The sequence below is a fragment of the Pseudoalteromonas sp. L21 genome (assembly GCF_021728035.1).
Classification (GTDB): Bacteria; Pseudomonadota; Gammaproteobacteria; order Enterobacterales; family Alteromonadaceae; genus Pseudoalteromonas; species Pseudoalteromonas arabiensis.
This window is the reverse complement of sequence record NZ_JAKKCV010000008.1, coordinates 24389-49350: the sequence shown is the minus strand read 5'-3', so window position 1 is coordinate 49350 and position 24962 is coordinate 24389. Positions and strand designations below refer to the sequence as shown.

The window sequence follows — 24962 nt, the reverse complement described above, 5'->3', positions numbered from 1 at the left end:
TATTAGCGATGTAGAGTGGGAAGAGTTTTAAAACTCTTCCCATTCATCACTTGGGTCTACAAAGTTATTACCTTTTGGCGAAGCAGGTGCTGATTGGCTTGGCCGCTTAACGGATACACTCGAAGCACGGCTGGTTATATCTGCTTCTTCTTCAACAGAGAGAGAAAAGAAGTTTAGTAAACGTCGCATGTCATTTGCTTGCTCAGCCATTGACTCACCAGCCGCAGAAGCCTCTTCAACGAGTGCTGCATTTTGCTGCGTCATTTCATCCATCTGTGCAATCGCTTTATTAACTTGCTCAATACCTGAACTTTGCTCTTCTGATGCTTGGGCAATATCAGAAATCATGGCTGTAACTCTTTGCACAGCGGTTACAATTTCTTGCAGTGTTGAGCCTGACTCATTAACCAGTAAGGTACCGTCCTCAACTTTACCGACACTATCGCGGATCAACTCTTTAATTTCTTTTGCCGCTGCCGCAGAACGCTGCGCAAGATTACGCACTTCCCCTGCAACCACAGCAAACCCTCGGCCTTGCTCGCCCGCTCTTGCGGCCTCAACAGCAGCATTTAATGCAAGTAAGTTTGTTTGGAATGCTATTTCATCAATCACACTAATAATATCGGCAATCTTCTTGCTCGACTCATTAATGGCCGACATACTTGTCACCGCGCGATTAACAACTTCACCGCCTTTTTGCGCCTTAGCACGTGTTTCTTCTGCAAGTTCATTGACCTCTTTGGCATTATCAGCATTTTGGCGAACTGTACTGGTCATTTCTTCCATACTTGATGCTGTTTCTTCAAGTGACGATGCTTGCTCTTCAGTGCGTTGACTCAGGTCAGCATTACCTTGTGAGATTTCCTCAGCACCACTGGCTACTAACGTTGCAGAGCTATTAATGCGATTAATCACTTCAGTTAACTTATCAGCCGTGGCATTAGCATCACGTTTTAATTTCTCAAATGACCCTTGGTACTCTTGTTCAATACGTTTTGATAAGTCGCCGTTCGCCATTGCATCAAGCATATTACCAGTATCTTTAACCGCATCCTCAACAATACTGACCATGCTATTTAAGCCTTGCGCTAAGCGTAGAAAAAAGCCATTTTTACCAGTCTCTTCTACTCGGGCTTCTAGGTCTCCTTTACCTGCGGCAGCGACTAAACCAGCAATTTCTTTTTCAATGGCAACCTCTGCTGTTCTATCATCCCATTCCACCACTGTACCAATACGCTCATCATCAGGTGTAAAGATAGGATTGGCCACAAGACCAAAGGTGCGTCCACCGACAACAATCTCCGTGCTGTAGGTACTGCTAAGTTTTGCCAGCATGTTACGCTGATGAGCAGGATTTTTATGAAACACATCGATATTTTGACCAATCAAGTTGTTGCTATTGAAGTTAGGTAGGTCTTTGCGCAAATCACTTTCAGCAATTTTCATCATGTTTAATACGGCTTCATTCATGTAAATAATGTTATTACCCGCATCAGCAATCATGGTATTTGTTGCAACCCTGTCAAGCGCACGACGCACTCGCAGGTTTTCTTCGGCTTCACGCTTTTCAGCCTCAGCTTTGTTAACTCTGTCGGTAATATCTTGCCACTCAACAATAGTCCCCAAACGCTTTCCTGAGACACTGACCCAAGGTGTGGCAATTAAACTGAAGATTAAACCTGCAAGGCGTAAGGTAGTTTTATAAGGTTCAGTCAATGTCCTTAATAACTCACGCTGATGACTTGGTTGTTTGTGAAAATCGTCAACACAAGTCCCCACTAAATTGGCTACAGAGAAATTGGGTAAAACTGACTGTAAGTCACTTTCACGCGCCTTTAGCATTTGTTTAACCTGCTCATTAACAAAAACAATTTCAAGGTCATTATTAGCAATCATCACACTTGCTTGGCAGACACGTAATGCATTAGATAAATCTGCATCACGTTGTGATTGTTTGTCTCGCTCTTTTTGTGCTGATATATCACTGGCAAACTTAATGACTTTAATAACTTGGCCGTCATTATTAATAATTGGGTTGTAGGTCGCTTGGATCCAAATCTCTTTGCCATTTTTACCGATGCGCTTAAATTCATCAGAGATAAATTCGCCGTTTCGCAAACGCTGCCAGAACTGCTGGTATTCGGTGCTTTTAGACTCCTCTTCAGCAACAAACATCGCGTGATGCTGCCCTTGAATCTCCTCAAGCCGGTAACCCATGACGCTTAAGAAATTTGCATTGGCTGTCAAGATTGTTCCCGATGGTTGAAATTCAATCACTGCAAGTGACTTATTCAATGCAGTAACAATTAAATCATTATTTGACTCAACACTTTTAGGACTGCTAAACCATCCCATACCCTTCACCTTCTTGTTAATCAACCCAATTAAATGTCCATCGTTTTTTGTAGGTCTAATAATGCGACCATTTTTTCACCCACATTCACCAAACCTGCCACAAATTGCGCATGCTCAGAATCTGATAAGTGGGGCACTGCTTTCGCTTCATGCTCAGCAATGCTATAGACATCCGAAACGGCATCGACAACGATACCCATAATTTTACTTGTGCTTTCTAATTTCACCTTGAGGATAATCACCACTGTCAGCGGCCCATACTCAATAGCCGGAATCGCAAATCGACGCCGTAAATCAATAATAGGCACTATGGTTCCCCGCAGATTAATTACTCCTTTAACAAAATCTGGCGCATTTGGAATGACGGTTATTTCTTCCCAACTGCGAATTTCTTGAACTGTTAAAATATCAACGCCATACTCTTCATCTGCCATGATGAACGTTAAGAACTGTTTAACATCCTGATTTTGATCCAAAGTTAGTTTGTTATGTAAGTCGTCTTGCGATGTAATCATGACGCCTCCAAACTTGCTTTAGACTCGATGATAAGCTCCTGACTTCCCGGTTTTCTCAGTCCAGATAGCTTAATCAAGCCACTAATATCGACAATCAACGAAACGCGACCGTCTCCTAAAATGGTTGCGCCAGACACCCCATCCACTTTTTGATAATTGGCTTCTAAGCTTTTAATAACCACTTGTTGTTGAGACAGTAAGTCATCTACCAGCAAACCTACTTTTTGGTTGTCACTTTCAACGACAACTAACAAGGTCTTATCAAGTGTTTCTATTGCACCTTGGTGATTAAAAATAGTGTATAAGCGTAAGATAGGAATATATTCATCACGCAGCCGCAATACGTCTAAGTCTTTTCCTACCCGACTTACTTTGCTGATATCAATTTGTAGTGATTCAATTATCGAAATGAGTGGGATGATGTAAGTATGTTCAGCAATACGAACTAACTGGCCATCAAGAATCGCTAGTGTCAGTGGTAAGCGAATAGTAAAGGTCGACCCTACACCTGGGGCTGATGAGACTTCGACTGACCCGCTCAGTGCTTCAATATTTCTTCTCACCACATCCATGCCGACGCCTCGTCCGGATAGATCGCTCACTTGATCTGCGGTCGAAAAGCCAGGTAAGAAAATGAGTTCATTGATTTCATTATCACTAAGCTCATCAGACTCGGAAATTAAGCCATTTTTTATCGCTTTTTCACGGATCTTCGTTGTATTTAAGCCCTGACCATCATCCATGATCTCAATCACGATATTTCCGCCTTGATGAAAAGCATTCAATGTAACGGTACCGACCGGATCTTTACCTGCTGCGACCCGTTTCTCAACTGTCTCTAAGCCATGATCAAGTGAGTTTCTTACTAGATGCACCATGGGATCAGAGATTTTCTCCATCACAGTTTTATCCAGCTCGGTTTGCTCACCTAAAAGCTTTAGTTCAACTTGCTTGTCGAGTTTTTGAGAGATATCACGCACTAAGCGTGGGAAACGGCTAAAAACGAAGCTAATCGGCAACATTCTTATACGCATCACATTTTCTTGTAAGTCCCGGGTGTTGTGAGCGAGTTGAGCAAGCCCTTCTTGTAAAGAAGCAATGGTTGCTTCGGTTATCTCTTGCTCACCCAACTGGCTAAGCATGGCTTGTGTAATAACGAGCTCGCCGACCATGTTAATTAGCGAGTCCACCTTATCGATTCCAACACGAATCGAAGTAGACTCTGTATTGGCTGCGGCTGATTTAACTGGCGCTGACTTCTTAACCTCCGCCGTAGGCTTAGCCGCAGTTTCTGTCTCTTTGATGTCTGTATCAGTGGCTACTTGTGCTACTTTTGTTTCTTCTAGTTCATTACCAAATAAGCCACCGCATAGTGTAATAGTGATCTCAGCATCATCTTCAACCCACTCAAAAACCTCTTCGATGCAGCTTTGCTCTTTATCTGTGGTTAAAAAGAAGCGCCAAGATAAAAAACATTCTTCAGGCGCAAAGTCGGTAATATCTGGCACATCATCTTGGAATGCCTGAGTTTCAAGATCACCTAGCTCAGCAAGCTCGCTGATCATATACAGCGGTTCGTTACCTGTTTTAAATAAATGGTGATGAGGCTTAAAATCTATTTGAAAAGTGTTTCGACTACTTTCTGCGCTAGGCTCTTCGCTATCTGTATTGCTTGCCACGGCTTTTGCTGCTGCGCGCATACCTAAAATTTCTTCAAATTTTATACGTAGTTCATCAGCTTCCGCTAAATCAGGCTGTTGTTCAGCCTGCAGAGCACGTAATAACGCCCGCAAACAATCAACTGACTTTAAAAGGAGGTTTACATGCTCAGCAGTTAAGTCTCGTGAGCCTTCACGTATTTGGTCTAAAAGAGTTTCTAAAACGTGGGTAAAGTCAGCAACTGCAGTAAATCCAAATGTTCCGCTACCTCCTTTGATAGAATGCGCAGCGCGAAAAATTGTATTGATTGTTTCTAAGTCTTCTTCGCCTGGAACTAGGTTTAATAACTCAGCTTCCATTGCATCGAGTCCTTCAAAGCTTTCTTCGAAGAACACTTCAAAAAATTGGCTTAGATCTATACTCATGCCCCGCTCCTATCGTTAGCGAATCACTTTTTTTAATACCGCTAACAATTGCTCTGGGTTAAAAGGCTTTACTATCCAGCCTGTTGCGCCAGCAGCTTTACCCTCTGACTTTTTATCTAGACCCGATTCTGTGGTCAGCATGAGTAAAGGAGTAAATTTATAGTCTGGTAGAGTGCGTAACTCTCTTATCAGTGTGATCCCATCCATTACCGGCATGTTGACATCAGAAATTACCGCATCAAAGCCCTGCTGCTTTGCGATACTCAATGCTTCGCTGCCATCCTTTGCTTCCGTTACGTCAAAGCCCGCTTTTTTAAGGGTGAAACCAACCATTTGTCGCATTGATGCTGAGTCATCGACTGCTAAAATTCTTTTCATAAAAACCTCTTAATTGGTATTTTCAAGCACAAGGTAATGACTTAATCCCAAACTATTAATTGCCTGTTGCAATGGTTCGCTTTGTCCAACCCAAATAATTTTATGCTGAACCGAAAGCAAATGTTTTTGTAATGCACACAGCAGCTGTACTGACGCAGTATCGGCTCTCGTTACTTCACTGATATCAAGACATATATCATCATTTGACGACAACTCTTGTAGTAAATCTTGGTGTAACGACTCAACCTGAGTAATTGCGAGTTCAGTAGGAAGCTTTATCATTAACACGCTCTTCACGGCTTTTAATAATTCATAACAAAAGCTTAGACTGAGTTAATAAAATTGCCATTTTTTAAATTAAAAAATAGTAATTTTTTTTAATAGCTTAGAGGAAAAATAAAAAAAGAGAGCATCTGCTCTCTTTCAAAATACTTTACTGCTCTATACAAGTTATAAAGCATAATAGTCAGCAATTTCCTTAAACTCTTGCGTTAATGTTTTGGCATTAATCAAAGGCACACTACCTTGCTTAAATTCAGGTTTAAAAATCGCTCGCACAGCCCCAGCTTGATCAACCATCACCACCGAAGCACTATGGTCGACAGCATACTCTTGCTCATCGCTATCATTAATCGCATAAATTAAGCCAAGCTCCCGCACAAAGGGAAATAGCTGTTTATGCGACCCTGATACAGCTAAAAAATCAGTATTAAAATAATCAATATAAGCTTTACGTTTAGCCGTTGTATCTCGCTTTGGATCGACGGCAACAAACCACACCTGTACGTCATAATCCTTGCTTAATTGCTTTTGTACACTTGTAAGTTTTGCCAGTGTCATAGGGCAGATATCAGGACAGCTGGTGTAGCCTAAAAACAGTAAATTCCAATGCCCCTTTAACTGACTATTATCGGCAGGATTTCCATGTTGGTCGGTTAATAAAAAAGGGCTAATTGGCTTTGCCTTCTCATACACAAGCGCAGAAACATCAGGGGCAGACTTCTCACTACCGCAACCGATCATAATAAGACTAAGGCATGCCATTAGCACAGCTAAAAAATGCTTCATACAAGAAACCACTTATCAATAAATAGGGCGATAAAGAGTAGCATTAAATGTACGATTGAAAAACGAAATAAGTCCATTGCCGTACCCTCTTTAGGCGCAAACTTTAGTTTTAGCGCTTTATAAATAAAAACCGCATTTAGAGCACTTGCAGCAAATAAATAAATAATCCCCGACATACCTATTAGGTAAGGCAATACACATACTAAGGCCAATAAAATTGAATATGCCACTACACATGTTTTGCAAAACTCAATGCCGTGAGTGACAGGTAACATAGGGATTTTTGCTCGCTCGTAATCACTTTTACGCGCAATAGCCAACGCCCAGAAGTGCGGCGGCGTCCAAGTAAAAATAATCATCACTAATAACCAAGGCGCAGCTGCCATGTGCCCTGTTTCTGATACCCAGCCTAATAAAGGAGGCATCGCACCAGCAAGTCCACCGATGACAATATTTTGTGGGGTTGCTCGTTTTAAAAAAGAAGTATAGATAAAAGCATAGCCAACCAAAGCAAACAGCGTAAGCACAGCAGTTAACGTATTCGCCCAGATCATCAACATAATAAACCCAAGCACACCTATGATGGCGGCAAAACTAAGAGCATGTAGCTTACTTAAGCGGCCTTTTGCCACAGGACGATGTCGTGTGCGTGCCATTTTGCTATCAATCTCACTATCAACGACATGATTTATTACTGCCGCAGCTGCAGATAATAAACCTATGCCTAGTAGACTTGCTAATTGAACAAATACATCTCTTCCCATATCAGGGGCAAGTGCTAATCCTACCCAAGCTGTGAGTACTAACATCGCAACAACTTTAAATTTGCTTATTGCTAGATAGTCCTTCAGTAATTCAGTGATCTGCGCTGTTACTGATTTTTCAGTTGTTAAAATAAGTGCCATCCCAGCCTCCTAAGTTCTTGCTTTTAGATGAAAACAAAGTCTAACCATGCTCAAAAGCAACAACGCCGCCATTAAGTTATGAGCAAGTGCGACGCCTAATGGAAAATGCCAATGCACGACGGCAAGACCCAAGCAAATCTGGCATAACAAGGCCACCAGTACTGTTACAGTGCAGTGCTTGATCTTTCGAGAATAGGATTTCGAAAAGATTCGCCACATAATCAACGCAAGCACCACACAGGTTACCAGTGCCCATATGCGATGTAGTAAATGTATAGACATGCGTGCCTGTTGCGATAACACGCCATACTCATAGGTACTGTGCTCGAGCGGCAGCTGAAACACACTTGAGAGTGAAAACGGCTGCCCGTAACTACATAGTGGTAAACCATTACAGTGCGGGGCTGCATAATTAGCCGCAAGCCAACCGCCTAAAGCTATCTGTAATACCAACACCACTAACCCTATCAGCGCTAATCTGTAATAAGGCCTCGCCCCTGCATCACCGCCAGTAATAGGCTTAGAGGTCAGCCGCAAATATAGTAAAAATACTAAAGATAAAATGCTAAACCCACCCAATAAATGCCCCATAACAACCAAAGGTTGCAGATTCATGGTCACTGTCCACATTCCTAGAGCCGCTTGAAAAACCACCAGCAATAAAAGTGCTAGCGGTAGTTTCACTGGGGTAGTGGGGTATTGACGTTTCAGCCAAGCAAATACAAACAACGCCAATATAAATAGACCTAATGCTCCTGCAAAATAGCGATGAATCATTTCTTTCCATGCTTTTGCTGCTTCAAACATCATATCTGGATAATTCTGCTCAACATGCAAAAGTGCAGTTTCATGCTTTGGCACAGTTAAAAACCCGTAACACCCTGGCCAATCAGGGCAACCGAGCCCTGCATCACTTAACCGCGTATATGCCCCAAGCCCCACCACTAAAACAGATAGAAAACACGTAAATAAGACTAAATATTTATAATTTTTATACATTATTGCCCCTTACCGAGTATTAACTTGAACGTGCGTAGTTGAGTAGTTTTTTTAAATCTTTCAGTAAGCCTTTTTGAATTAACCGATTCTCTTCAGGTTCTTTTTTATAGGGGTAATGCAAAACAACCAGTCCCATATGATCGACTAAATATAAGTCCCCCGCTTGAAGATCTGCGTTTTCTTCTAAATGGCGCCAATTCGCTGCTGTTTTTTGCTGCCGACTTAACACAGCAACATCCACTTTTTGCTGGTTTTTCCCTAACGCAACGTATAAGTTTTCAAGACTCGCAAGCTGCTCTTCACACCTTAATTGGCAATCATCTGGATAGTTAAGTGCAATTGTCCATTGCTTAGGGTCTCCTTGCTGCCAATCAGCGAGTTTTACTTCGGTCTTTAACAGCTCACCATGATTACTAGAGCCACTTGGCAACCACTCAAGCTTTAATGCTGCAAAGGCCAGAATAAGGGGCACAAAACAACACAGAGCAAACAAACTAAGTGGATTTATTTTCATGATGTCTCCTTCTCATCGCAAAATACGCAATAACAGCACAGGCCAAGCCAATTAGCAGCCATTGCACTGCATAGGCGTAATGTTTATCAGGACCCATCACAACACTTTTGTAATGGGGGGTTGCTAAGCCGCCTGCTTCTTTACGATAACCAATAAAGGCGTGTAACGGCTGCTCTAGTTGACGACTAAAGATGGCTAAATCGACTCCCTGAATACGTTTGGGCCAGCCACTTTCTGCACCAATGTCATCCGCTAAAGTAAAGCCTTGCAGCTGGCCTTGTTTTATTTGAACTGTCGCTGTAATGAGCGCACTGCTAGGCCAAGCCACTGATGGCAATTGATTACGATTAGCAGGGGCTTTGAGCCAACCAAAATTAACAATTAAAGGGGCTGTCTCTCCTTTGATGCTTACAGCTGCAAGTAAGTCATAACCTACTTGCCCTTGATATATTTGATTATCAAGTAGCCAGTAATGTTGTTTATTAACCACCCCAGAGACTTTGACCTGTAAGCCCGTTTTGTTAACACCATCGGGTAAGCTTTGCAGTGCTTGCCAATCCATAACACCTTGTTGGCTTGATACAGCGAGCTGACTTAATTGCTGCTGCTTTTGCTCGCCGCGTTGATACTGCCAAACACTTAAACGCAAACAAATCAGCACCGCAAACACCACAACGCAAATTGCGATAATTGAACTAAGCTTTTGTTTACGCCATAAAATTAACTGCATCAAGGAAACCTAAAATGATAAAAATCATCATTGTGTTGTTATTGTTATATATTGTGTTTAACCTTTTTCGAGCACTGTTTGTAATGATGTCAGCAAAACAGACCGCACGACCCATGTCACACTATTTAGGACGCAGAGTACTTTTCTCTGTTGTTGTGTTGGTGATCATTATTGCCGCAATGAAATTGGGCTTTATTCACACCAACCCATCACCTCTTCGTCACGCTACAGCACATACACAAATACAAATAAACACAGCCAAACCACATCAACAAAATGCCAATACCAAGCTGCGGCCTGAAACGCAAAATGCTTTTCACTACTAAAATGACCTTTGAATATACGCAACAGTACGACAAACAGAATGACCGTCCCCAAGGTCACGTGCATACCGTGAAAACCAGTTAATAAAAAGAACGTGTTGCCATATACACCCGCATCTAGGGTTAAACCGAGATCCTGATAAGCATGCATATATTCATATACTTGTAAGCCTAAAAAAACGACACCTAATAACACGGTTAGCGATAAGAATACTTTTAGTGCACCACGCTTATTGTTTTCCATTGCCACATGAGCAAAGTGAATAGTGACCGAGGAGGTAAGTAAAATAAGGGTATTAATTAATGGGAGCCCTTGCCAGCCCATAGCCTGTGTTGTGTCACCACTGGGGGTGGTTAAAAGAGGCCATACGGCTTCAAAGGTTGGCCAAAGTACTTCATTGGTCATGGCATTGTTACCAGCCCCACCCAACCAAGGTACAGAAATCATACGGGCATAAAAAAGTGCACCAAAAAATGCCATAAAAAACATTACTTCAGAAAATATAAACCAGCTCATGCCTTGTCGGAATGAACGGTCCATTTGTGCTGAGTAAAGCCCTTTATGCGACTCTTCAATAACGTTTCTAAACCAGCTAAAAACCATATAAATTAATATCGCAATGCCTAAATACAATACATATTGACCACTGTTGCCTTCGCCACTGACTTGCATCACAGTTAAACCAGCGCCAACAGCAATTAAAAACATCGCAATTGCACCGACAATCGGCCACGGGCTTTCAGCTGGTACATAATATTTTTCGTAATTCTGACTCATTTTGTTTGCTCCTAATTAGCAATTAGCTTGGCGGCTTCATCGTTTTTAGCCACAACCTGCCCGCTAATATCAAACACGGTATAGGACAATGTCAGCTCTTCAACATCATCCGGTAGCTCAGTATCGACATAAAATAGTAAAGTAAACTCGATTTCTTCACCTGCTTTCATAGGCTGTTGATCGAAGCAAAAACAGGCTATTTTGTGTAAGTATTTAGCTGCTTTTCCTGGCGATACCGAGGGGATTGCTTGCATTATTTTGTCTGTGTTGCTGGTATTCTTAGCGCTAAACTTAACTTCACGCATAGCGCCTGGCTGCACAGCGACACTGTACTGCTGGGACTCAACTTTGAATGGTGCACCGCTTTGTGCATGTGTTGTAAAGCTTACATCTACAGAACGCTCAGTATTAACTGTGTCACTCACTACAGCCTTCTCAAGAGAAGGTTTGCCGTTTAAGCCCGTAACATCACAAAACACGTCGTAAAGCGGCACCAATGCAAAGGCAAATGCAAACATACCAAGGCATGCTAGCAGGAGCTTTTTGAGCAAAGGTGCATGATTCATTACTTAATCTCCGGCGGTGTCTCAAAGGTGTGGTAAGGTGCGGGAGAATCAACTTCCCACTCTAACCCCTCTGCACCATCCCATACTTTTGCAGGCGCTTTGTCACCACCTCTGGCACATTTAAATACCACCAGCACGAATAGTAATTGTGAAAGGCCAAACGCAAACCCACCAATACTAATAATGGCGTTAAAGTCTGCAAATTGCAGAGCATAATCAGGGATACGACGTGGCATGCCCGCAAGGCCAACAAAATGCATCGGGAAAAACAGCACATTGACACTAATTAGTGATAACCAGAAATGCCATTTAGCCAAGGTTTCGTTATACATATTGCCAGTCCATTTTGGCAGCCAGTAATAGGCTCCTGCCATAATAGAGAACACTGCGCCTGTAACGAGTACATAGTGGAAGTGAGCGACCACAAAATAAGTATCATGATATTGGAAATCAGCAGGTGTGATCGCAAGCATCAAGCCAGAGAAACCTCCCAAGGTGAACAATACGATAAAAGCAATGGCAAACATCATGGGGATTTCAAAACTAATTGACCCTCGCCACATGGTAGCGACCCAGTTAAACACTTTTACGCCTGTCGGTACCGAAATCAACATCGTGGCGTACATAAAGAACAGCTCACCGGCCACCGGCATGCCTGTGGTGAACATGTGATGTGCCCATACGATAAAGCTAAGCAGCGCAATCGATGAAGTTGCATACACCATAGAGGCATAACCAAATAGCTTTTTACGTGAGAAAGTCGGCACGATAGTAGAGATAATACCGAACGCCGGCAAAATCATGATATACACCTCAGGGTGCCCAAAGAACCAAAAAATATGTTGGAACATCACAGGGTCGCCCCCCCCTGCGGCATCAAAAAAGCTGGTGGCAAAGTATTTATCCGTAAGCACCATGGTCACCGCACCGGCAAGCACAGGCATCACAGCAATCAATAAGAATGCGGTGATCAACCATGTCCAAACAAACAGTGGCAGCTTCATCCATGTCATGCCTGGGGCTCTTAAGTTCACAATGGTCACGATAACGTTAATCGCCCCCATGATTGAGCTAATACCCATGATATGTACAGCAAACACAAAAAGCGCTGTATTATCGTTACTATAAGTAGTCGACAGTGGCGCATAAAAAGTCCAACCGAATGCAGGGCCACCACCAGGCATAAGCAATGAAGCTAACAGGATTAAAAAGGCGAAAGGTAGAATCCAGAAACTCCAGTTATTCATCCTTGGCAAAGCCATATCAGGTGCACCAATCATCATTGGCACCATCCAGTTGGCCAATCCAGTAAAGGCAGGCATAACAGCCCCAAATACCATGATCAAACCATGTACTGTCGTCATTTGATTAAAAAAGTGTGGATCAACAAGTTGCAAACCCGGCTGGAAAAGCTCTGCGCGGATCACCATTGCCATCGCACCACCAATTAGAAACATGGTTAGTGAGAAAATGAGGTATAAACTACCAATATCTTTATGGTTTGTTGTATATAACCAACGCTTGAAACCCTTAGCAGGGTGATGGTCGTGATGCGCATGCTCAGTGGCTTGCTCATTAATAACGTTACTCATTAGTTCGCCTCCGCTGCTGCATCAATTGCTGCTTGAATTTGACTCGGCTGGATAACATCACCCGTATCATTGCCCCAAGCATTTCGTTTATACGTAATGACAGCTGCAAGCTGCTTAATTGAAAGCTGTTTATCGAATGCTTGCATTGCTGTACCAGGCTTGCCATGAAGCACAATATCAATGTGATCTTTAACATCACCTAGTACAATAGGGCTGCCTTTAAGCGCAGGAAATACGCCTGGTAGCCCCATACCTGTTGGCTGATGACATGCTGCACAGCTAGCCATGTAGACTTGCTCACCTAGTGTCATTAACTCTTCTTTCGCAAGTGTTTGATCAAGTAATGCAGCATCCGCTGCTGCCGCATTCGCTTTTTCTTGCTTGGCATCAGCTAACCAAGTTGCAAACTCATCTTCAGGTAATGCTTGAACCACAACAGGCATAAAGCCATGATCTTTACCACACAGCTCAGCACATTGACCCCGGTAAACACCAGGTTCGTTAATTCGTGTCCATGCTTCATTGATAAAGCCCGGATTTGCATCTTTTTTCACCGCAAAATCAGGAACCCACCAAGAGTGAATAACATCGTCAGAAGTCATCAAAAAGCGTACTTTTTTATTGATAGGAAGAACCAGCGGCTTGTCGACTTCAAGTAAGTAATTTGCTGTCTTTTCAGCTTGGTTATCTATTTGATCTTTTGGTGTCGACAAAATCGAGTAATAGGCAATATCTTCACCCATATATTCGTAATGCCATTTCCATTGAGAGCCCGTGACCTTAATGGTGATGTCCGCCTTAGAGGCATCCTCCATGGCGATTAAGGTTTTTGTGGCAGGCACAGCCATGGCAATTAAAATCACAAACGGAATGGCAGTCCAAAGAATTTCAACTTTTGTGCTTTCATGAAATTGGGCAGGCTTTGCCCTTTTTGATTTTCTATGATGTATTAAAGCCCAAAACATCACCGCAAAAACGATGACGCCGATTACACAACAGATAATAAATATCGTCATGTGTAACTCATAAACATTATTACTTATATCAGTTACCCCTTTACGCATATTAAATTGACTATTTGCCAATGCTAACTGCGGTAGAGACACTAATATAAGCCACAAGGCATAACGCATTTTACCCATGTGACAGCTCCTTTAAATGCTATTGCAAGACGCAAAGCGAAAAGGCGTACAGCTAGGTGCCCATTCGTATTTTTATTGTTAAGAGCAAACACGTACCAACACGACAGAAATCTGATACAAGCTCATCGTTTAACACCACAGCACATTATTTTGTGTCTTTTTAGTAAAACGGTGTTAACACAATGTATTAACCAATTAGTTAAAAAATGAACAATAAGCAAGTTTTTAATCTAAGAAATGTTTATTTTGGTGCAAAAATAACAACTATAATCAGAGCGTTATTTGTAAAAAAGGGGAAGAGCAAAAACTCAAAAAGAAAGGAAAACTGCGCTATACATGGACTCCCAGCAACGCTAAGGGGTCACAAATCGATGCTAAATAGGTAAAAAGCGGCGTCGCACCAAATTAAATCAGTTTGACGCACCATTTTGGAAACATCTTACTCAGTACAATACATCAAAACAAAAAACGAGCGTGACTGAGAACACTAAAGTTACTTAAGTATATTAGCGTTACATCCAATCAGCATTACGAATAACGCCAACTGCCAATCCTTCAATATTGAAAGATTCGTGTTCGAGATCAACTTCAATCGGTGCAAACTCGTCATTTTCTGCATGTAGGAGGACTTTTCGACCTGCTTTTTCTAAGCGTTTTACAGTCACATCTTCATCAACACGCGCAACGACAACTTGACCATTTTCAGCCACTTGTGTTCTGTGTACTGCCAGTAAATCACCATCCATAATGCCTATATCTTTCATACTCATGCCATTAACACGTAGTAAAAAATCTGCAGCGGGCTTAAACAAAGATGGATCAACCTGACAATGGCTCTCTACATGTTCCTGCGCTAAAATTGGCTCACCTGCGGCAACACGACCAATTAAAGGGAGTCCTAGTTGTTCTGGCTCATCTTCTTCAACTAACTGAATACCTCGACTCGCACCAGGCTTCATTTTTATCATGCCTTTTTTAGCCAGCGCTTTAAGATGTTCTTCAGCAGCATTGGCACTTTTAAAACCAAGCGTTTGAGCTATTTCGGCACGAGTTGGCGGCATGCCTGTATCTTTAATAAATACTTTAATGAGTTCTAATATTTGCGATTGGCGTTTCGTTAATGGGCGCATACAACTGGTTTTCCATACAGTACATTTAACTGTGAGTATATACAGTTATCTGAAAATCGCAAATTTAAATTAGCCACCTCATTTTGCTACAAAACTAACATTGAACAGCACAGTTATATGCAATAAGGTAGTAGCTTTAATTAGCTTGCTAAGGAAATACCATGAGCATTTGGCATCAGCCAATCACTTTGGAGCAATGCCAGCAATTTGCACAAGGCATTACAGGTGAAGGAACTTTAATGAAAACCATGGGCATTGAAATAACCGAAATTGGTGATGACTACCTAGTTGCCACCATGCCCGCTATACCAGCCCACCATAATCCAATGGGGATGGTACACGGAGGCGCAAATGTTGTGCTAGCTGAGACTGTGGCCAGTTATGCGGCAAATTTTGTTGTTGACTTCGAAAAGTTTTATTGTGTCGGCCAAGAGATAAATGCCAATCACCTCAAAGCATCACGCAAAGGCGTACTTACAGCAATTACACGCCCTATTCATCTAGGGAAAAGAACATCGGTTTGGGAAATTAAAATTAGTAATGCGGCAGGTGAACTGTGCTGCGTATCACGTATGACCGCAGCAGTGGTAGAACGAAGATAGCGAGCTTAGCTCTGAACCGGGTAGATGGTAATTTCGAGCCCTGCGCCAATGGCAGAAATACGTAATAAGGTATCTGCGTGCAGGGCTTGATTAAAACATTTTGGCGAGTCACCTGACTCAAAACCAATATCAAATGTTCGTTTTGAACACGAAAGCCACTGTTTCAATGCATTGCGTGAACATGACTCAATTAATTCGCATAATTGATTAATTGCTTTATCTGGCGTGCTAATGTCAGCTGTTGCTTCAATACGAGCAAGTTGACGATATTCATCTTTGTCATAATGTAAGACCATGGCGTTTTTCTTTAAATCAGCCACCAGTGCACTTATATCGTGTTTTGATTCAAGCTCCAAGTCTACATTTAAAAATTGAATTTCCGACATACCTTCGTTTTACCCTCTATTAATAGCGATTGGAACTTTAACGCAGTTTTGTCTATATACCAAATCTAGAATACAGTTAATGCGACATTATGCCGCATTGGCAGCCTAATTTAAGCTTTTACAATAGCGCCTATACAAAAATAACAAGTGGTTTTCTATGAATAAACGTATGTTCAAATATGCCCGCAAAGTGCATAAATGGTTAGGTTACTTGCTCGCCATACAAATCTTTTTTTGGCTGCTGGGTGGCTTGGTAATGAGCGCCATTCCACTTGAAAAAGTACATGGCAAACACTTAGCTAAACGCAGCCTCAGTAATCCATTTAAAGTACATGATTACATGGCATCAATTGATGCAATAACAACTCAGTTTGAGCAAATTAGTGATATAAAATACAGCCACTTACTCACAAAACCCACTATTGAAATTGCCACTTTAAACGGTACATTTACCTTTGATGGTATAACGGGTGAGGCAATGGCTAGGCCAAGTGAATCTGAGATTATTGAAAATGCTAAAGCACACCTACTCATTAGTGCAAAGACCTCTCAAGTACAGCTTTTAGCAAAAGGACCCAGAGAAATTGCATACAAAGCGAATGTTTGGCAAGTCAGCTTTGATGACTGGCTGACAACCACCCTGTATTTAGATAGCGCTACAGGTAAGGTCATTACAGTACGCAGCACTATTTGGCGTATTTTCGACTTTTTCTGGATGTTGCATATTATGGATTACGACGAGCGCGAGGACTTTAATAACCCCTTACTTATAAGCTTTGCAGCCACCAGCGTACTGTTTTGTCTTTCTGGCATTTTATTATTACTACAAAACCTACGTATAAAACGCCGTAAGTCAATTTCAATTATCAGTAAATAATCCTACCAGCATCGGCACCACTGTTTTGGTGCCTTGCTTATAACTTGTCGAAGTTTGAACTGTCCGAACTGATTATCTCGATAACAATCAAACTCTTTTTCTTTTAGAGCTATCACTCTACAATAGCAAATCCTGTAGTTCACACATGTGATGGATATGCGTTTATTTTTCTCTTTACTATTTTGCCTTGGGGTGTGTTTTACTGCCTCTGCGGAGCAGTTTTCTAGCTTTTCTAGTGCCAAAAAATATCTAATAAAGACCTTACCAAACGACACTAAGAGCCTATATTGTGATTGTGATATAAAACGTGAAGGTAAAAAGTTAGTGCCTGATCCAACGCGATGCGGCTACCTGCCGCGAAATGCTGTCACTCGTTCTGGTAAACAAAATATACGGGCACACCGTATTGAGTGGGAGCATATTGTACCTGCTTGGGAGTTTGGTCATCAACTGCAGTGCTGGCAAGAAGGTGGTAGAAAAAATTGCCGAAAAGTGAGTAAAAAGTTTCGTCAAATGGAAGCTGACATAAATAACTTAGCACCGGCCATCGGTGAAATTAATGCTGATCGCTCTAACTATCGTTTTGGTATGGTAGCCAATAACATCAAACAGTACGGAGCATGTCCTGTTAAAGTTGACTTTAAACAGCGTGTTGTTGAACCGCCAGTTTATGCTCGAAAGCGCATTGCAGATACTTACTTCTATATGCAAAAAACCTATGGACTCGCTATTTCAAACAAACAACAGAAGCTCTTTGAAGCATGGCAAAAACTTGAACCTGCAGACTGACATGATGCGCTGAAAATTTATACACTTATTTACACTATTTAGATCGCTCTTTATTGTCATCGCGTATACTTATTGATACTTTTTCAACAATCGTTTACAGGAAAGTAATCTCATGTTTAAAAGTAACACACTCGCACAGGCGACTTTTTTTCTCTTTTCAAGCCTTTATTTAACGGCTTGCGGTGGGGGTAGTTCGTTAGACTCTGACACAGATACAGTAACTCCACCTCCCGCTAACTCTTCCACTGTTTGGACAGCTGGTACATTTGCGCCATCCAGCGAGTTTAAAGATCAATGCGCCGTCCCTCGCACAGGAAATGATCCATTCAATGAAAATCAGCCTTACCCCGACACTGCTGGTTCTGAGTTTACAGAAAAAATGTGGTTACGCTCATGGAGTGATGAAACATACCTTTGGTACGATGAAATCGAAGACAACAACCCTAATGACTTTAGCTCAGTTGCAGCCTACTACGCTCAACTGAAAACATTTCAAACGACAGACTCAGGCGCTAACAAAGACAACTTTCATTTTAGTCAGCCAACTGAAGATTTTTTCAAAGAGTCGCAATCTGGTGTTGTATCGGGCTACGGAATCAACTGGGCGTTTCTTAGTAACACACCACCTCGAGTACTACGCATCGCCTATTTAGAGGATGGCTCACCTGCCGCCAATGCAGGTTTACAACGCGGTGATACGATTTTATCGGCGGATAATGTAAGTATCAACGACAACACCGAAGCCGGCATTGAAATTTTGAATGAAGTACTGTTCAACCCCACAGCTGGTAGCACCCATAACCTTAAACTACGAAGCAATGATGGTACTGAAAAATCAATCAATGTGGTAGCAGGTAATATTACCCAAACCCCTGTGCAAAATGTGAATACACTGATCACAGAAAATGGCACCAAAGTTGGTTATATGCAGTTTAATAGTCATATAAGCATTGCCCAACCTGAGCTTATTAATGCTGTTAATAAGTTCAAAACCGATATGATCGATGAGCTTGTAATTGACTTTAGATACAACGGTGGTGGCGTATTGGCTCTTTCTGCACAACTTGCTTATATGGTTACAGGCCCTGCCAATAGTAGAGGTTTTGACTATTATCAAACCATTCGAAACGACAAACAACCCAATGATACGCCCTTTCCATTTATTGACTTTGAAATTGATTATTCAACGTTTCAAGCGACTAACAACACACTCCCCGATTTAAACTTATCAAAAGTGTATGTGCTTAGCACTGAAGGAACTTGCTCGGCATCAGAAGCATTTATTAATGGGCTTAAAGGCATCAACGCAGAGGTTATTCTAATTGGTGATAAGACCTGTGGTAAACCATACGGGTTTAATCCGACTCATAACTGTGCAACAACCTACTTTACTATTCAATTTTCAGGTGTGAATGAACAGGGATTCGGTGAATATTCAGATGGCTTAAGACCGACTCCGACCCCGCAATTTGACGCTGACGTGCAAGGTTGTCTGGCTGCAGACGATTTTAACCACCAGTTGGGCGATAAAAACGAAGGCTTATTATCTACAGCACTTTTCCATATCGAAAATAACCGCTGCCCTATTTCAACTCAAACGGCAAAAATCAAACAGCCCAACATCTCAGTCAATGCGTTAGCGGATACAGGCTTACCACTCGTTCCTAAACAACCACTATATAAAGAGAATATGGACTTAACACGCCCCACACCAGCAAAAGGAGATAGCGATGAGTAAAAAATACCTCTTTATTTCATCATTGCTGATGAGTTTAACTGCGTGTCAAAGTAGCCAAGCTGAGCAGCCTCAAGATGCGACCTTAACTCGTATCAATGCTGGCGTGATTACCGAGTTACAACAAGCCATTCAGTCAGCTAAAGGAGGTGCTTTAGTGACCTTAGCTGATGATGTGTTCACTAAAAGTGCCGTGCTGTTAATTGATCATGGTACAGGTAAAGGGCCTGATGGCTTGCCAATAATGGGCGCCCATTCAATTCCTTCTGAGAAGTTTGTGTTGCAAAAAGCAGGCGAGCAATGCCTGCTTTACTACCCCAAAAAAGAGCGCCGTATTCCACTTCCTAATGTAGAGTGCGAAGTTAACTAACAATCAGGCGCGGCTTAGGCTGCGCCCTTTTCGTTATAGGGTTTGGTGAGGGCCAAACACCTCATAGTGAATGCGTTCACTTGCAACCCCTAAACTTAGTAGCTGCTCTTTTATCATAGCCATAAAGGCGATTGGACCACACAGATAAAAGTCCCCTTCGCTAATTGGTAAGTTATCGGTGATGTGGTTAACATCCATCAAGCCCGCAAAATCTCCTCCCTTGCCATCTTTAAACCAAGTAACACAATTAAAAGCAGGGTACGCTTGCTGTTGCTTTGATAAATATTCATGAAAGGCAAATTGCGCCTCACTGTCGCATGCATGCAGGTAATGAATTGGCTGGTTATGTTGTTTGCTCAATAATGTCTCAAGCATCGCCATCATCGGTGTTTGGCCAACACCTGCTGAAATCAATACGACAGGCGAGTCGATTTCGCGAAGCACAAAGTCGCCTGCTGGAGGATAAACTTCAATTACCTCGCCTTCACGCAAGCTATGTAAATGGTAGGAGACTAAACCTTCTTGCTTTACGCTAATACGGTAGTTTTCACCATTACTTTGCTGCGAAATAGAGTATTGGCGAATTTGAGTATTATCACTGTTTTCAGGTTTAACTTTAATACCCAAATATTGCCCTGGTAAATGCGACACCACCGCTTTACCATCACAAGGAGTCAGGGTAAAACTACAAATATGCTCTGACTCGATTTGCTTGTGTGAAATAGTAAATAAACGTGTACCAAACCAACCTCCTTGGGCTTGCTTGGTTTTGTTGTATAATGCCATTTCTTCTGTAATACAGACATCTGCAAGCAGTGCATACGCTTCTCGCCATGCGTATTCAACCTCTGGAGTAAACTGCTCAGGCAGCAACTCCTTAAGTGTTGCAATTAAGTGACCACCTACAATCGGATAGTGCTCAGGCAAAATGTGATAACTAGTATGCTTATGATTTATACGTGCTAAGGCATCTTTCAAAACAGTAAGGTTATCAATATTCGCAGCATAGGCAGCTAACGCATTAAACAACGCAAATTGCTGATGCCCTGATTGCTGATGGCTCATATTAAAAATGTTTTTTAACTCGGGATTATAACTAAACATACGATCATAAAAGTATTCAGTAACCTGAGGGCCTGCCTCTGCTAGCAATGGCACTGTACTTTTAACAATCTCGATCGTTTTTTCAGACAACATATCATTTCCTCTATTTTAAAGGGAGTAATTAACCCACGCGGCCATCTACACGACGTTTCACTAAAATGGGCGCACAATGAAATAAGAACAATAAAAAACCAGCTATCCACAGCATTGCACTCAGCTGCCACGCCAAGTGGTGCCCTATTACAGATATAAGCAGAGCGCGTATAATCGCAGCAACGGCAATACATACAAATGCTAGGGTAATGATAAATGGCACTTTTAGGGGTCGGCCGGTATGACCATGAGACACACGCACCATCATAGCTAAGATCATTAAGCCAACCGTACCTACAGTGATAAAATGCAGCGCATCTTTAAATAAAATGAACGAACTATAGGAGCTCAGTGCAATTAAGAGTAAACCTATACTCAAAGCCCAATATGAAAGGTGTAGTGACCATAACAGAGGCACTTTTAGTATCCCCTTGTGCCACCACGCAACACAGCGATAAAAATGTAAACAAGCAAGCCAAGCAAAAACCCAACCTACGCTCATTTGATTAAAGAATAATTGACTAAAAAAGAACCAAGTAATAGCAAATAAAGAGCTTACCACTACCAGTTTATCAAGCCTTGGTAGACGAACTTGCTCGGTAAGATTCAATCCTCGCGCAGTGAAAAATGGCACAACACGCCCTGCAACAATACCAACCAATAAAGTCATCACAATCACGGCGGTATCCACAACACTGAGCGCAAAGAGCATTTTTTCAGCAACCACCAATGCTAAAAAAATCATATTAAGAGTACATAGCATGGAGGCAATAACAATAAACACGTAATTCTGCTTACTACTTGCTTTGAGCAACATATTACTCAGGGTAATGATGCCGGCTAACCACCATATAAGCTGAAACACTCCCACTACATATAAATTAAAATTCGCTGTTATTATGGCAGGTAAAAAGAAACTCAAACGTGCTAATAACCACACACCAGTCATTAGACAAAGCTTGCTGCCACTGACACTCGGTACGCCAGTCCACGTTTGCGCCGCGGTCAGTAAAAACCCCATAGCAACAACACCTGAAAAACCAAATAGCATTTCGTGGGCATGCCAAAGCGTAGCTGGTACAGTTAAATGCCAGTTGGCATAACCACTTAACATGAGTAACCAGTAACTCATAGAGCCCACGGCTAATACACCGGCAACCAAAAAGTAAGGCCTAAACGCTAATGCCCAAATAGGCCATTCACTGACTTGATGAGCCTTTACTTTTTTTGGCATTGGCTCTGTTAAATTAATGACTTTCATTACCGCCCTCACTGATATCATTGCCATTGTTATTGCACACACCTTGCCAAAATTAAAAGCCATTAATTTTCAATTAGATAAGAAAATGGATATTGAATAAAAAGTCAAAATGACTCACCATTAATAACATTAAAAAACACAATAAGGTCAATATGACATGGCGAGTAAAAAGACTATGCTCGATATTGCAATCGCACTGGCAAGAGTAAGCCCTGAATATACAAACTTTAATTATTTACTGGATTGCATAAACGAGTGGATAGCCTGTGATGCGCTCGCACTACTTCTTAACAAAGGAGATGTGTTAAAACCGGTTGCCTTACAAGGCTTATCACATGACACGTTAGGCAGACGCTTTAAAATCGACGAACATCCACGTTTATATGAGATATGCCAAGCAACTCAGCCATTAAAATTTGCCAAAGAATGTGGGTTACCAGACCCTTATGATGGTTTACTTAAGCGCAAACATGGTGATTTTCCCGTACACGCCTGCATGGGTATTCCACTGTATAGCAGTCACCAAAAAAACCCGAATTTACTGGCTGTCATTACATTTGACAGCTTGGATGAATATGCATTTGATGACTTAGACTCCGCAGAGTTAAAACAACTAATGCAGCTCATTTCTGCACATGTTGAAAGTGTATTAACCTTGCAACACTATCAGCATCATGCGCAGCATAACTATCAGCTTGCACAACAGCTTAACCTTGCGGCTCTTACCAGAGAAGGAGTCGAGATCATAGGTAATAGCCATGCAATACAAGCACTAAAAAATGACATTCAATTGGTCGCAGCATCCGAATTTAGTGTGTTGATCCAAGGTGAAACGGGCGTGGGTAAAGAGCTGGTTGCCCGCAATATTCACTTAAATTCAAAACGCCGCGAGCAGCCTCTTATTCATCTCAACTGTGCTTCATTACCAGAGAATTTAGCTGAGAGCGAGTTTTTCGGCCACAGTAAAGGCGCCTTTACGGGTGCACATACAGCTCGTCAGGGAAAGTTTCAACTCGCCGATGGCGGCACGCTGTTTTTAGACGAGATTGGCGAGTTACCCCTTGCGATGCAAAGTAAACTACTACGCGTATTGCAAAGTGGTGAAATACAAACTGTGGGTGAAGATCAGACTCATTATGTCGATGTACGGGTTATTGCTGCAACAAACCGTGATTTAAAACAAGAAGTTGCAGAGGGGCGTTTTCGAGCAGATCTGTTTCATAGACTGAGTGTTTACCCGCTGAATGTGCCAGCGCTGAGGGCCCGTGATAACGATGTTATTTTACTTGCTGGCTTTTTCGTGGAGCAAACTGCACGTAAGCTTGCGATAAAACAACTAAAGCTAAGTGTAGACACCCAAGTATTATTGCGTCAATACGATTGGCCTGGCAACGTCAGAGAACTTGAACACGTCATTAGTCGCGCAGCATTAAAAGCAAAGCAACAACAGTGGCAGCAGGATATTATTACTATAGAGCCTGCGCACTGTAATATTGAGCAGCTATCAAATAAGGAGAGCTATACAGCAGTAGAGCACAAGAATGCGCTACCAGAGCTGTCGCTAAAAGAGGCCACTGAAGCATTCAACTACCAACTTATTATGCAGCAACTTGAGCGGCATAATCTAAATTGGGCAGCCACAGCACGCACCCTTAAAGTGGATAGAGCCAATCTAGTGCGACTCGCGAAACGCTTAGGTATCAGTGTTAAAAAGTCACTCTAGCTTGTTAGCTTTTTAAAGTAAGCTTTTAGTAACTGACTAAAAGCTTGCACTTTAGCAGTACGGTGCACCAAATGATGTGTCACCAGCCAAAGGTCTGTTGGCCAAGCAAGTTCTTTTGCTAATACTGGCACTAAATCAGGATACTGCTGTGCCACTTCGTGCTGCAAGCCACCAATACCAAGTCCCCTAACAATAGCGCGGGTTGCTTCTGATGTTTCTGATACTCTAAGTTTGATTTGTGCTGGTGCTATGTGCTCATCGACCCAAGCAAAATAAGGTACTTTTCCATTATATCCTGCAACTCCAGATACAAAACTATGTTGCTCTAACTGCTGAATACTCTTTGGCATACCATATTTTTCAATATAGCTTTTTGAGGCATAAAACCCAGACGATAACTCCGCTAAATGCTGGGCAATATAATCGCCTTCATCAGGGCGCGGACCCGCTCTAACAGCAATATGTGCTTGACCATGGTCGAGTCGTAGACGATTTTGGTCAAGAATAACCTCAAGCTGCACTTGTGGGTGTAAACTTTGGAACTGCTCACAAACATCACTGAGCACATCAATAAAACCACTCACCGTGGTTAATAATAAGCTGCCTCGTAACTGGCTGTCAGCAGCAATAATATCGTTATGGAGCTTTTCAAGTTCTGCATTAATCGATTTAGCCGTGGCAAACAACTTAGCGCCAATTTCTGTCACTGTATAACCACGGGCATGGCGGTGAAATAACCGTGCATCAAGGTTATCTTCTAAATTGTTGATTCTTCTTAGTACTGTGCTGTGATGAACACCCAAGGACTCCGCGGCAGCCGTTAAAGTACCTAGTCTAGCTACTTCATAAGCGACCTTAACATCTTGCCAATCATCAAATTGAATTGCCATAACAGCTCCACATGTGCATTTACGCACATAAGTTTTGCGTTTATTTAGCTTTT

Annotated in this window: 26 protein-coding genes; 7 read left to right on the top strand and 19 right to left on the bottom strand. The window is 42.0% G+C overall.

The annotated features are described in order from the left end of the window. Positions 1–27 precede the first annotated feature (27 nt). The 10 genes from L3V41_RS18485 to L3V41_RS18440 form a co-directional block, all read right to left on the bottom strand. The gene (locus L3V41_RS18485) at positions 28–2355 is read right to left on the bottom strand and encodes a methyl-accepting chemotaxis protein (protein ID WP_237128266.1); all 2328 of its coding nucleotides are present in this window, start codon (positions 2353–2355) and stop codon (positions 28–30) included. Positions 2356–2384: 29 nt separating this feature from the next. Further along, positions 2385–2870 (bottom strand): chemotaxis protein CheW, encoded by a 486-nt coding sequence (locus L3V41_RS18480; RefSeq protein WP_062568335.1) that lies wholly within the window; start codon positions 2868–2870, stop codon positions 2385–2387. Further along, entirely contained in the window at positions 2867–4954 is a 2088-nt protein-coding gene (locus L3V41_RS18475) for a chemotaxis protein CheA (RefSeq protein WP_237128265.1), read from the bottom strand. Before L3V41_RS18475 ends, L3V41_RS18480 begins: the two co-directional genes overlap by 4 nt. Before the next feature lie 15 nt (positions 4955–4969). Beyond that, positions 4970–5332: a response regulator gene (locus tag L3V41_RS18470; protein ID WP_062568337.1), complete on the bottom strand. Its 363-nt coding sequence runs from the start codon at positions 5330–5332 to the stop codon at positions 4970–4972. A gap of 9 nt (positions 5333–5341) precedes the next feature. Next, positions 5342–5620, bottom strand: coding sequence for an STAS domain-containing protein (locus L3V41_RS18465; protein WP_338053562.1), 279 nt, complete (start codon positions 5618–5620; stop codon positions 5342–5344). Between the two features lie 162 nt (positions 5621–5782). Further along, positions 5783–6400 carry an SCO family protein gene (locus tag L3V41_RS18460; RefSeq protein ID WP_237114563.1) on the bottom strand — a complete coding sequence of 206 codons (618 nt, stop codon included), beginning with the start codon at positions 6398–6400 and terminating at the stop codon, positions 5783–5785. Next, complete coding sequence (gene cyoE, locus L3V41_RS18455; RefSeq protein WP_062568340.1) at positions 6397–7305, bottom strand: heme o synthase; 909 nt, start codon at positions 7303–7305, stop codon at positions 6397–6399. The genes L3V41_RS18460 and cyoE overlap by 4 nt, the downstream gene beginning before the upstream one ends. A gap of 9 nt (positions 7306–7314) precedes the next feature. Continuing rightward, entirely contained in the window at positions 7315–8304 is a 990-nt protein-coding gene (locus tag L3V41_RS18450; protein WP_062568341.1) for a COX15/CtaA family protein, read from the bottom strand. 19 nt (positions 8305–8323) lie between these two features. After that, the gene (locus L3V41_RS18445) at positions 8324–8818 is read right to left on the bottom strand and encodes a transmembrane cytochrome oxidase associated protein (protein WP_237128264.1); all 495 of its coding nucleotides are present in this window, start codon (positions 8816–8818) and stop codon (positions 8324–8326) included. After that, complete coding sequence (locus L3V41_RS18440; RefSeq protein WP_237128263.1) at positions 8799–9548, bottom strand: SURF1 family protein; 750 nt, start codon at positions 9546–9548, stop codon at positions 8799–8801. Before L3V41_RS18440 ends, L3V41_RS18445 begins: the two co-directional genes overlap by 20 nt. 14 nt (positions 9549–9562) lie before the next feature. Between L3V41_RS18440 and L3V41_RS20035 the strand changes: the two genes are divergently transcribed. After that, positions 9563–9874, top strand: coding sequence for a DUF2909 domain-containing protein (locus L3V41_RS20035; protein WP_083515279.1), 312 nt, complete (start codon positions 9563–9565; stop codon positions 9872–9874). Here L3V41_RS20035 and L3V41_RS18430 read toward each other — a convergent pair. From L3V41_RS18430 to lexA, 5 genes are all read right to left on the bottom strand, one after another. Continuing rightward, a complete protein-coding gene (locus L3V41_RS18430) occupies positions 9774–10649 on the bottom strand; it encodes a cytochrome c oxidase subunit 3 (RefSeq protein ID WP_062568344.1) in 876 nt (291 codons plus the stop codon). The two genes, L3V41_RS20035 and L3V41_RS18430, sit on opposite strands and share 101 nt — an antisense overlap. A gap of 11 nt (positions 10650–10660) precedes the next feature. Then, entirely contained in the window at positions 10661–11215 is a 555-nt protein-coding gene (locus tag L3V41_RS18425) for a cytochrome c oxidase assembly protein (protein WP_193987958.1), read from the bottom strand. Continuing rightward, positions 11215–12807 carry a cytochrome c oxidase subunit I gene (gene ctaD / locus L3V41_RS18420; RefSeq protein ID WP_062568346.1) on the bottom strand — a complete coding sequence of 531 codons (1593 nt, stop codon included), beginning with the start codon at positions 12805–12807 and terminating at the stop codon, positions 11215–11217. The genes L3V41_RS18425 and ctaD overlap by 1 nt, the downstream gene beginning before the upstream one ends. Then, positions 12807–13949 carry a cytochrome c oxidase subunit II gene (coxB, locus tag L3V41_RS18415; RefSeq protein ID WP_237128262.1) on the bottom strand — a complete coding sequence of 381 codons (1143 nt, stop codon included), beginning with the start codon at positions 13947–13949 and terminating at the stop codon, positions 12807–12809. Before coxB ends, ctaD begins: the two co-directional genes overlap by 1 nt. Before the next feature lie 512 nt (positions 13950–14461). Then, the gene (gene lexA, locus L3V41_RS18410) at positions 14462–15079 is read right to left on the bottom strand and encodes a transcriptional repressor LexA (RefSeq protein WP_062568348.1); all 618 of its coding nucleotides are present in this window, start codon (positions 15077–15079) and stop codon (positions 14462–14464) included. Positions 15080–15240: 161 nt separating this feature from the next. Here lexA and L3V41_RS18405 point away from each other — a divergent pair, with 161 nt between their 5' ends. Continuing rightward, the gene (locus tag L3V41_RS18405; protein WP_062568349.1) at positions 15241–15681 is read left to right on the top strand and encodes a hotdog fold thioesterase; all 441 of its coding nucleotides are present in this window, start codon (positions 15241–15243) and stop codon (positions 15679–15681) included. Between the two features lie 5 nt (positions 15682–15686). Here L3V41_RS18405 and L3V41_RS18400 read toward each other — a convergent pair whose 3' ends face one another. Further along, a complete protein-coding gene (locus tag L3V41_RS18400) occupies positions 15687–16067 on the bottom strand; it encodes a hypothetical protein (protein ID WP_237128261.1) in 381 nt (126 codons plus the stop codon). Positions 16068–16224: 157 nt separating this feature from the next. Between L3V41_RS18400 and L3V41_RS18395 the strand changes: the two genes are divergently transcribed. From L3V41_RS18395 to L3V41_RS18380, 4 genes are all read left to right on the top strand, one after another. Further along, positions 16225–16944 (top strand): hypothetical protein, encoded by a 720-nt coding sequence (locus tag L3V41_RS18395; RefSeq protein WP_237120347.1) that lies wholly within the window; start codon positions 16225–16227, stop codon positions 16942–16944. Positions 16945–17100: 156 nt separating this feature from the next. Further along, positions 17101–17733 (top strand): endonuclease, encoded by a 633-nt coding sequence (locus L3V41_RS18390; RefSeq protein ID WP_157066176.1) that lies wholly within the window; start codon positions 17101–17103, stop codon positions 17731–17733. A gap of 112 nt (positions 17734–17845) precedes the next feature. Continuing rightward, the gene (locus L3V41_RS18385; RefSeq protein WP_237128260.1) at positions 17846–19471 is read left to right on the top strand and encodes a S41 family peptidase; all 1626 of its coding nucleotides are present in this window, start codon (positions 17846–17848) and stop codon (positions 19469–19471) included. Next, entirely contained in the window at positions 19464–19838 is a 375-nt protein-coding gene (locus tag L3V41_RS18380) for a hypothetical protein (RefSeq protein WP_062568354.1), read from the top strand. The genes L3V41_RS18385 and L3V41_RS18380 overlap by 8 nt, the downstream gene beginning before the upstream one ends. 33 nt (positions 19839–19871) lie before the next feature. Here the strand turns inward: L3V41_RS18380 and hmpA are convergent, their stop codons facing one another. Beyond that, positions 19872–21035 carry an NO-inducible flavohemoprotein gene (gene hmpA / locus L3V41_RS18375; RefSeq protein ID WP_237128259.1) on the bottom strand — a complete coding sequence of 388 codons (1164 nt, stop codon included), beginning with the start codon at positions 21033–21035 and terminating at the stop codon, positions 19872–19874. 28 nt (positions 21036–21063) lie between these two features. Beyond that, a complete protein-coding gene (locus L3V41_RS18370) occupies positions 21064–22296 on the bottom strand; it encodes an NnrS family protein (RefSeq protein ID WP_062568356.1) in 1233 nt (410 codons plus the stop codon). A 157-nt stretch (positions 22297–22453) separates the two neighbouring features. Here L3V41_RS18370 and norR point away from each other — a divergent pair, with 157 nt between their 5' ends. After that, complete coding sequence (gene norR / locus L3V41_RS18365) at positions 22454–24019, top strand: nitric oxide reductase transcriptional regulator NorR (protein ID WP_193987965.1); 1566 nt, start codon at positions 22454–22456, stop codon at positions 24017–24019. On the opposite strand, the gene L3V41_RS18360 is transcribed toward norR, so the two are convergent. Continuing rightward, complete coding sequence (locus tag L3V41_RS18360; protein ID WP_193987966.1) at positions 24016–24909, bottom strand: LysR family transcriptional regulator; 894 nt, start codon at positions 24907–24909, stop codon at positions 24016–24018. The two genes, norR and L3V41_RS18360, sit on opposite strands and share 4 nt — an antisense overlap. Between the last annotated feature and the right edge of the window lie 53 nt (positions 24910–24962).